Origin of the sequence: Mesorhizobium loti (assembly GCA_014189435.1) — a bacterium.
Taxonomy (GTDB): Bacteria; Pseudomonadota; Alphaproteobacteria; order Rhizobiales; family Rhizobiaceae; genus Mesorhizobium; species Mesorhizobium loti_G.
Genome location: CP050294.1, coordinates 443,318 through 452,822, shown reverse-complemented (window position 1 = coordinate 452,822; position 9,505 = coordinate 443,318). Strand labels below are relative to the sequence as shown.

Genomic DNA, 9,505 nt, shown 5'->3' with positions numbered 1-9,505 from the left:
GGGGGATTCGCGCTGGTCGCGGATTTGTTAGCGTGCTGTTTCGTGGTCAGGGAAGCGCGCCATGACCAACTGGACAGCGGAGAGTGAAGCATCGACAAGAGTATCCGTCACTCCCCGATCATACGAGGTGGGCAGTTGATGACGCTTACGTTTGAAACTGTGATGTGGGGGCGGAATGGCGCATTTCTGCGAAAGAAAGTCGGATGAGCATCTGCAGCACAGGTTCACGCCGACGATCGATCAATTCGTGATCGGGCTGATTGAAATAGGACAACAGGCAGCGATAGCAGCCCGCTACGCAGTGAGAGTCCTCAACATTTTCCAGTGCCTTCGGTCCACTAACCGCAGCCGCTGAGAGGCTTCCCGGAGCATAGTGCATTATCTCCAGCGCCTTCTTCGCAACGGCGCGAAAGGCACTGCCATCCTCGACCAACCTGGACAAGACCCCGGCGCCACCCTCCGCGGCCTCGTAAAACAACAGTGCTCGGCGATCCTTTCTTGAGGGCGTCGGCTGTCCCTGGATTTCGCCTTCTTCCACTTGGTAAATGGCCTCGATGCCACGCGCAAAAGCATGCTGGATCGTAGCAACTATTGCCTCCGCCTCGTCTCCAGCAGCAGCCAACCAAGCAGCAGGAAACCGGATGAGCAGCGCGTTTTTCCGGTCCTCTACAACCGGGGTGATGGGTTGCCGACTATTGATCGGTGATCCTTCTTCCGCGTCCTGCGCTCGGTTGTCACTTGCCCAATAGCCGCTTTTCGGATCGATCAAAAACCCGATCTTACTGATGTCCTTGCGGCGGCGGAGTCCCCGGTTGATACGACGCGCCTGTGCGGCAGGCGTAAATTCCGCGGAGAATATTTGCCCCTCTGAATCTTCAAACACTCGGGATCTGACGTCGCTCGGGTCTCGAAACGAGAAGGTCGTCTGGAGTTCATAGCCTTGGCGACGACGCTCTTCGTCGTTGGCGGTTATCCGCTCCACTTGGCGCGTACCAACATTCTCGATCCGATGAAGCTGCTTCGTTATGTTCGATTTGTTCAGAGCGCTGTTACATACGTGGCAGCGTTCTGGCGGCTCTCCGTCATGGGCGGCACCGCAGGCTGGGCAAATTGCCGTGCTGAATGTCGGGAGCAATCCATCTTGCTCGCCACCAACCTCCTTTAACAGGGCGCGATCGACCCGATAGGCACGCCCCTCGTGATAGACAAGGCTGCCTGGCCCGAACTCGGCGATCGCCAGAAAGCGTGCACGCTGAATATACCGCTGTCCTTTTCCGCCCTGATCACCTGGCACGAACGCCATAATAGGGAGACGTGGGAAGTTATAGCCAGGCAGGAACCCTTCCGTTGCCAGATACCGGTACACGTAGAAATCGGAGCCTTGGCCCTCGGCCCCCCGTAGCAAAAGCTTTATCTGGGTGTTTCCAGCCGCTTGCCGTGTTTCTGCGGCAAGGCGTTCCTGCGGTGAGATCGAATAATCTTTTAGAGTATGTGCCGCGTCTTCTACCTGCCGTTCGGCCGCAGCCCACAAATCCCTCCACCGGTCAAAGGTATCGGCAAGGCGTTGAGGCGCGGCAGCAACGACCCGGTTTGTATTGGCATCAACACCAACAAACCACTCCGGTGGCGTGGCGCCAAAGTCATCAGCGACAGCTGACAGAACGGCCGCAACGCGCTTTGCACCGGCACTCTTTGCCTCGTCAGCAGACACCCGGTTCCAGTGATGCGGCAAGAGAGGCTTGCCGGAAACTGTCATGTCGAGGTTATCGGCGATCGACGCCGACAATGCCGCTCCACTGGCAGCCAGCCACTCTGCGTGAAGATGGCTTTCGACAAGTTCGTGATTTTTCAGATCAATAGATGGCGGGAGCACCACGCCATCGACCATCGCGCTTGGACGCTCGAAGAAGTATTGGTCATGCGGGCTTTGTGCCGCGCAATAGGTGACAATTAAGGCTGCCTGACCGCTGCGGCCCGCACGCCCACCGCGCTGAGCGTAGTTCGCTGGCGTTGGGGGCACATTTCGCATGTAGACGACGTTCATCGCGGAGATATCGACGCCGAGTTCCATGGTTGGCGAGCAAAACAAGGTTGGTAGGAAACGGCTATCTTCTCGAAGCTCCTTCAATCGTTCGGCCTGGTCGATCAGAAGTTGCCGGTCGTCTATGCCATAACGAAAGCGAGCCTCGCGGATCTCTCGTAGATCACCCTCAACCTGCGCCGTATGCTCTCGGCCTTCGAAGCCGAAGATTGCCTCGCCGCCGTCGGCCAGAAGCGTCGCGATATGTGCATACAGACCACGGAAAAAAGGATTGTCCCGATCCGGAGCTTGATTTGCTGAAAGCGCAAAAGTGATCGATGACGGCACCAGACGCCAACCATCTCCGCCAACAGGGGAGACGACCTGTGTCGCCAGCCCGTAACGACCTGCTGCTTTCAACAAGCCTTCGACAATTTCCGTGATCTGCTTACCGGTTGCCCGTCTGCCACCGAAGGTCATCGACCGAAATTGCCGGCCGATCGTGCTGGTCGGACTGCCCCGAAGAATCAACTCTTCGTCTTTCGGCGACATCTCACGGCGGGTTGGCGGCTTCGGCATGAATACCGGGGCTGCCAAGAAGCGCTCCTCATCCAGTATCCATGGGGCCTTGATTGCGCTCCGCATTCGACTGGCGAGGCTTTCGATCTTCAGTCGATCCAGGGCATCACATTCGACTGCTAAGCCCTTGCGCATCACGTCCAACAACACCCGAAGCGCCGCCTGACGTTCGAGAGCTGAAGCCGCTCGCAACAAAGGGTAGGTTTCAAATTCCTTGTCGTCGTGTGCGAGGTCATCGAGGGAAATGTAGCGCGCCTCGATCAACCCAAGCTGCTCGAGATTGGGATTCGTGTAACGCCACCCCCGCCGTTGCTCGATCCAGAATCGATGCGTCAGCGATTCGCGGATCACCTTTTCAACGGCCAGCAGCTTGGCCCCCCTAAGATCCGGCTCTACCAACCATTCGGTTCGCCGAGATACATTGGATACCACAAAGCCCAGCATTCGCTGGATCGCCTTGCCGACCTCATCCTCTTGCAACCCTTCATCACCGGCCTGGGAAACGGCTGCCAGAATCGCGCCGCGTAGCAGCGTGACGAATAGAAAGTCGTTGAAATGCCCGGCCTGCAGGGCGGCATCCTGTCGGTTGTCAGTGAAGGCCAAGAGCTTGCGTCTCGTCGCCGGGATGGAGTTTTCCGTATCGTTCATCCAACGCAGGATGGCCGCAATAATAATCGTCGTCGCCGAACTGCGCCCCTCGGCGCCCAAGGCGGCGAGCCGGTTAATGTCACGAGTTGAATCGCTGTGGTGCTCCCCGCATGCCGGGCAGAATTTGAACTTACCCGGCATGAACCAGGCTCGTTGGCCGTCATTGCCGCAGGTGCCGTCCGGAAGCACCGATACAAGCTCAGCCCTCGTCTTGCGGTACGTCGCTTTTAACCGCAATTCGCCCGATTTTGTTTCTTCAAGCCAAGCCTCGGGATAGTCCTCATCCCGACCATGGAACGTGAACTCGCCATCCACGGGCTCGGGCATAAGGAAGCCCCAGCGTTCAACGATGCCCTCAGCCTCTTCGTCATCATTGAGGGGGACATCATCGATCTCACGCTTCTCAAATGATTTTGCGCCATTGTCGTCGACCAGCGTGACGGGATGGTTTTCCTGCCCACACCGCCGGCAGAAATAAGCGCTATATAGTCTTTTTGTCGGATTTTCCGGATCGAAGATTTGTCCATCAAATGTGACCGAGCGCGAACCCGAGGGATCGAGGGTCGTGTACAGACGACCTGCGCCTGAAATAAATTGATGTAGCTTAAACGCGAAAAGAGGCTCGTCACTGCCGCCGCTATGGCCTCGGAGTTTCTCCGGCAAGCTAAACGCCAGTAGCGCGTTTTTTAATGCCAGCTCGCATGTCTCGACGGCTTCGCCGGATTCACTAGATAGTAGGACCGCCGCCGTCTTCAGCGATAGGGAGCGCGCCCGCTGCGGCTTCTGGTCTACCTCTCGAGGGCCGAGCCTAGTCTCTACCCAGATGGCAAGATCATCACGAGCGATCTCACCATTTGATTTCCCGTAATAGGGCGTACCTGAAGCCGCGCTGACCACAGCGTCACTCAGTCGAGATAGCCCTCTGTCAGCGGATTGATCTGGATCCGTCGCGCGGCGCAAGGTTTCTGTAACGATCGCGTCTCGGCCGATGTTCGTCCCAAATAAGCGGGACGCGACATCAGCAACAACCTGATTGCGATCTTCTTCGCCGCCTTCGCTGGCCATTGTTGCCGAGGTGCCAATGCAAATCGGCGGATGCCGGGGATCGCCAGCACGCGCCCGCAGACGGCGCATCAGCATCGCAACATCTGCCCCATGGCGCCCTCGATACGTATGTAGTTCATCAAGAACAATAAATCGAAGGCCGCTACAATTTTCCACGACACGTCGGTCAAGATCTGACTGCCGCGTCATCAGAAGCTCGAGCATCATAAAATTGGTGAGCAAAATGTCCGGGGGATTGTTCTTTATCTGCTCCCGTTCCTCCGAATTCTGCTGACCGGTGTATCGAGCGAAGGTCACGGGCACTGCATGGTTTTGATCTGCGAGAAATTTCTTCAATTCCTCAAGCTGGCTATTAGCCAAGGCATTCATCGGATAGATGATTACCGCTCGGGTCCGCGCATCCTCGCCAGCCCGCTTCGCCTTAACAACGGCATCAACAATCGGAATAAAGAAACAAAGGGACTTACCCGACCCGGTGCCGGTCGTTACGACGAAGCTCTTTCCGTCCAGTGCAAGGCCAATTGCCTGCTCCTGATGGCGACGTAACTTCAGAGTCTTGTCGGAGGCGCCGGCAGCGGCGCGTGAGTCCCGGAATATCTGAGCGCAATCATCGATCAGCCCTTTTGGGCCAACAAGGCTTTGGACCGAGCCGCCACCTTCATAGTGCGGATTAAGCTGAATTATGGGTTCAGGCCAGAAACGACGCCCGGCGTAGAGATCGGTTACCTTCTCCAGAATTTCTGACGAACGTATCCGTGTAAAGGATCTGGCAAATCCGGTATATTGAGCCAATAGACTATTATTTAGCGAAAAGACGTCCACAAACTTACTGCCTTCCCAAAATAGAATGCCTGGATTGACAGAGCATTCTCTTTTTCTTTAGACCGGTGTCCGCCGGCAACCAGCTCTGTTCGTCATTTCCAGCATCAACAAGCGGAAGCAGAAACAGACGGAGATCGACGATAACGGCAGCGAACGTCTCCGGCGCGGCAGCCATGCGCTCGCGGCCGAGAAAGGTTTGCCATTGAACGCTCCAGGCCGCCGTGAATTCATCACTCAGCCCAATCGGAATATCTGCGGGCAGTGCCGTCCCCCGCCGTTCGAACGTACGCCTTACAGCCTCAATCAGGGTCTGACCGTTGATGCGAACCACGACTTCATTCAGATGCCAGACATCGTCTTTCGTCGGCGACTTGCGGCGTATGCGGCGCGCATAATCAGGGCCGTGCTTTCGGCACCATCGGCGGATGGTCTCGTAGGAAACGACGATCCCGCGTTCGAGCAGCATTTCCTCGACATCGCGCAGGCTCAGATTGAAGTCGAAGTAGAGCCAGACAGCACGCGCCACGATTTCGATCGGATAGCGGTGGTTCTTGTAGGTCGGTGCACTCACGGTCATGGGCGCGCGGCTACCTCAATTTCCTTACCCCTCAATCAATGTGACACCACCACTTCTGCAACTCGATTCATGTGGCGTTCCAGTTGGGTGGGGTCTGCCCGAGGATGTTGTGAACGAAGAACTGCAGGAGTTTGTACTGGCGATGGGTGCCTGGCGCACCGTGATCGGCGCCAGGCACGTAGACCATGTCGCAATCTTTTCCCGCCTTGATGAGCCGGTCGGCAAGCTGGAAAGCGGAGGTCGGGTCGACATTGTGGTCCATTTCGCCGACGACGATCATCGGCTTGCCCTGCAGCCTGTGAGCATTGTCGATGGAGGAGGATTGCGAATATTCAATGCCGACTGGCCCTGCGTCCATCAGTTTTTCCAGGCAACATCATGAAAGGCGCGCGAGCGGTGTTGGTACCCATGCCATCGATCTGCACAACGACGAAGCCCAACTGCGTGAGCGGCTCTGTCCGCCTTGAGAAGGATTTTGGCACGAAAGAGCCATGCGGCCCGGCGTAGATATCCTCCATCACCGGGTATTTCTTCGTCGGATCGAAATTGGCTGGCAGGTGGATCACGCCCCAGATATCAGTCTTGCCGTCTCGCCCCTTGGCGTGGAAGCTGAGTGGCGCCAGACGGGCCTGATCGAAGGCGGGCTGCTTCACACCCGTGGCAGCATCGACCCGCATGAACTGCTGCTCGCCGTGGCTAGTCCGGCGCGGTATATGAACGCGTCGGGAGTCAGCCAGAACGGCCCCTCGGGGACATTCACGGTGAGCCCGCCATAGCGATCGTTTATCGTCAGTGCCCGCTCAAAATCGCTCAGCGCCAGCGGCGGAGGTGCACCATTCGGACCATTGTCCAGCGCCCGAGCGGTTACCGATCCCGATGCCCCTTGAATTAATAGCGCGAGCGTCAAAGCGCCGGTTTTGTACATATCTGTTCACCTCTTTGGGTTTTCGGAAGACGCATGTTTGGATTTGGCTTCTCATCGCCGGTCTGCAGCAGCGAGCGCCGAGCGTCTTCGGAGGAGCCTGCACGCGGGTGCAGCCGGGGCCGCAGTCACCATGACAGGGCGCTCTTTGAGGACATCCAGGAACTGGTCGGGTGGACCAGATTGAAGAGTTGGCATCCGCGCCGATAACAACTGCCTATGCAGCCCTGACTCGACTATTCCTCGGCGAGTACGGCCTCTTCCTTTTCTGCATCTGGATGGTCCTGCTGTAGTAAGGCCGGATGTCGCCCCGGCAGAAATCATTGTGCTAACATTTTCGATATCATCGGTCCGTGACGCGTTACTGATGACCGGGAGCAATATGCGTGCCAAAGGAAAAACTCGTTGAATTATAAGGCAATCGATCGAACCGGCTATGTCGCATCTCCAACATCGTCGTACATCGGACAATGCCAGGCGACATGTCACGGGTGTCGTGTTGCCTCACCTAATTTTGTTACCGAGTGCCTCATCAGGAATGTTACCCGCAGCAAGACGTGCGGGATTTGGCGCGACGTATGGTGCAAGGCCGCTGACCTCGCCGATAAGCCGCTGCACGGCTTGTCGGCGCCACTCTCTTACTCGCTTTTGCAACGTGTGAAGCTGTCGCAAGGGTGCTGTCACATTGATTGAGGGGTAAGGAAATTGAGGTAGCAGCGGCGCTAAACGCCCGATCCAGCATCCACTCCGCCACCTGGATGATCTCACCCGGCCTGATCTCTACCCGGATGATCGCGCCATTGGCCCGGTCCTCACGACCTTCATGCCGAAAACGACCGCCGTAATATGGATGCCAGCGATAATGAAACTCTACCATCTGCCCGACATGGGCAGAATGACCCTGCGATGGCCGTTCAACGGAAGATCACCAACGGCTATCGCGCCATGTGGGGCGCAAAGGGCGAAGCCGACATTCGAACCGTTGTCGACACGGCTCGTCTCACGCCAGGCACGAACCCCTTCAAAATCATCCTTCAAACCGTCAGCGCCTGAAATCCGCTATGACTGAGCCCGCGACCTTGATCTTCCGAGCCTCTCTTCGGGCGCGGCTTTATCGGGACATCGAGGTGTCGAGTTCGAGCACGCTAGCGGATCTGGCCGAAGCCATCGTAGGGCATTCGGCTTCGACATGGACCACGCCTACGGATTCTATTCAAAGCTGACGGGAAAGCTGTTCGACTCGCCCCTGCGGTTCGAACTCTTCGCCGACATAGAGGGGAGCAGCTCTCGCAGCGTGAAGGGCACGCGCGTCACCACAGCCTTCCAGAAGGTGGGCTCGGCAATGACCTTCTTGTACGACTACGGTGACGAGTGGCGCTTCCGCGCTGAAGTTATTGGAACCGGGCAGGCGCAGCCCCATGCCAACTACCCGAGGATCGTCAGCAAGATCGGCAAGGCTCCCCCGCAGTACCCGGACATCGACGACGAGTGACGACGCACCGTGCCGCATCGAGGGGGCGAGGGGTGGGTAATTCCACTCTGATCATGGTTCAGTGTTCCAGAATAGAATACCCGTCAAATATTACGCTTATTACACAATGGTAAAATAGCCTTCAAAACCCTTAACGGAAACGTAATCCACGATAGGACTCCTCCATGCTAAAGGTCTAGGGCTTTCAACTCCAGAAGGGGTAACGTTATGTCAGAAAAAGTGATTCAGTGGCAGGCGGACACCCGCTGCGGCTTGGGTGTGAATGACGGCGTTGGTGCGCGGATATGAAATCGAACGCATTTCGATCTTTAATGTAGTTGGTTATGCCTGCGTGACTTGACGCCGGATAGACTCCGGGCGTGCCCATGCCAGCATGCGGTTGAGAACGATGCAACCGATGGCAACCTCGGTCTGTTGAGCCGGAAGAGAGCGTGCTCGCAGGCGCCGTCCGATCAGCCCCTTGTATCGTCCGATGGCTGTTTCGCTCAGCGCCCGCTTGCCGTAGCCGGTGGCTGCCTGCCATTTCAGCCGACCGTCGCTTGCGATTGCGGCAATGTGCTTGTCCCTTTGACCAGGCGGTCCGGCATCACCGCTTTCCACCGCCGTGGAACGCGGTGGAATGACGATGTTCGCGGTTGCGCTGTGCTGCAGGATAGACCGATAGGTTGGCTTGCCGTCATAGGCTCCGTCGGCTGTGAACTGGTCGATCTCGCCGTCGATCTGATCGAGAAGCGGTGCCACCTGGGAAGGATCATCCGTGTCCTGATCTGTCAGCCTTTGGGCAATGATCGCGCCACTTTTGGCATCCACTGCCAGATGCAGCTTGCGCCAGTTGCGACGTGATCTGGCGCCATGTTTCTGCTCCAGCCATTGCCCGGCGCCGTAGACTTTCAATCCCGTGCTATCGACAAGCACATGCAGCGGGCCGTCCGGCAGCGGCGGGTTTCGTCGGGCTGATGGCTCCCACTTCTGTGCCCGACGGCTCAGCGTCGTATGATCTGGAACTGGGACTTTCAGCCCCATGAGATCCAGCAGCGAGTGGAGCAATCCCTCGGTCTGGCGCAGCCGCATTGCGAAGACGCAACCCAGCGTCAGCGCTGTCTCAATGGCGAGATCGGAATACCGGGCTTGGCCGCCGCGGGTCTTGCGTCGCGGAGCGCGCCATCCCGCCAGTGCCTCCGGCGTTACCCATAAGGTCAGGCTACCACGCCGGCGCAGACCTGCTTCGTAGTCACGCCAATTCGTCACCCTGAATGTCATCTTTCCGACGTGATGACGACGATCTGCGTTGTGTTTGTACGGCATGGCACTCGCATCAAGCTGATTTCGATCCTGCCTGCCTATCGCCAAACCGTTGACAAAAGATCCATGCACCAACGC

Annotated in this window: 3 protein-coding genes and 5 pseudogenes; 2 read left to right on the top strand and 6 right to left on the bottom strand. The window is 57.4% G+C overall.

The window, feature by feature from the left end; translation table 11 throughout:
- Nucleotides 1–145 precede the first annotated feature (145 nt).
- From HB777_37005 to HB777_36985, 5 genes and pseudogenes are all read right to left on the bottom strand, one after another.
- Nucleotides 146–5,134 carry a DEAD/DEAH box helicase gene (locus HB777_37005; GenBank protein QND69300.1) on the bottom strand — a complete coding sequence of 1,663 codons (4,989 nt, stop codon included), beginning with the start codon at nt 5,132–5,134 and terminating at the stop codon, nt 146–148.
- Between the two features lie 106 nt (nt 5,135–5,240).
- Nucleotides 5,241–5,435 (bottom strand): annotated as a pseudogene (locus tag HB777_37000) (nucleotidyl transferase AbiEii/AbiGii toxin family protein).
- A gap of 9 nt (nt 5,436–5,444) precedes the next feature.
- Nucleotides 5,445–5,711: pseudogene (locus HB777_36995) on the bottom strand (IS6 family transposase).
- Nucleotides 5,712–5,778: 67 nt separating this feature from the next.
- Nucleotides 5,779–6,328, bottom strand: a pseudogene (locus HB777_36990) (prolyl oligopeptidase family serine peptidase).
- A 32-nt stretch (nt 6,329–6,360) separates the two neighbouring features.
- Complete coding sequence (locus HB777_36985; protein ID QND69299.1) at nt 6,361–6,636, bottom strand: hypothetical protein; 276 nt, start codon at nt 6,634–6,636, stop codon at nt 6,361–6,363.
- Between the two features lie 897 nt (nt 6,637–7,533).
- Here HB777_36985 and HB777_36980 point away from each other — a divergent pair.
- Nucleotides 7,534–7,686 (top strand): annotated as a pseudogene (locus HB777_36980) (IS66 family transposase).
- A gap of 8 nt (nt 7,687–7,694) precedes the next feature.
- Nucleotides 7,695–8,125 (top strand): annotated as a pseudogene (locus tag HB777_36975) (plasmid pRiA4b ORF-3 family protein).
- A 321-nt stretch (nt 8,126–8,446) separates the two neighbouring features.
- Here HB777_36975 and HB777_36970 read toward each other — a convergent pair.
- The gene (locus tag HB777_36970; GenBank protein QND69298.1) at nt 8,447–9,430 is read right to left on the bottom strand and encodes an IS5 family transposase; all 984 of its coding nucleotides are present in this window, start codon (nt 9,428–9,430) and stop codon (nt 8,447–8,449) included.
- Between the last annotated feature and the right edge of the window lie 75 nt (nt 9,431–9,505).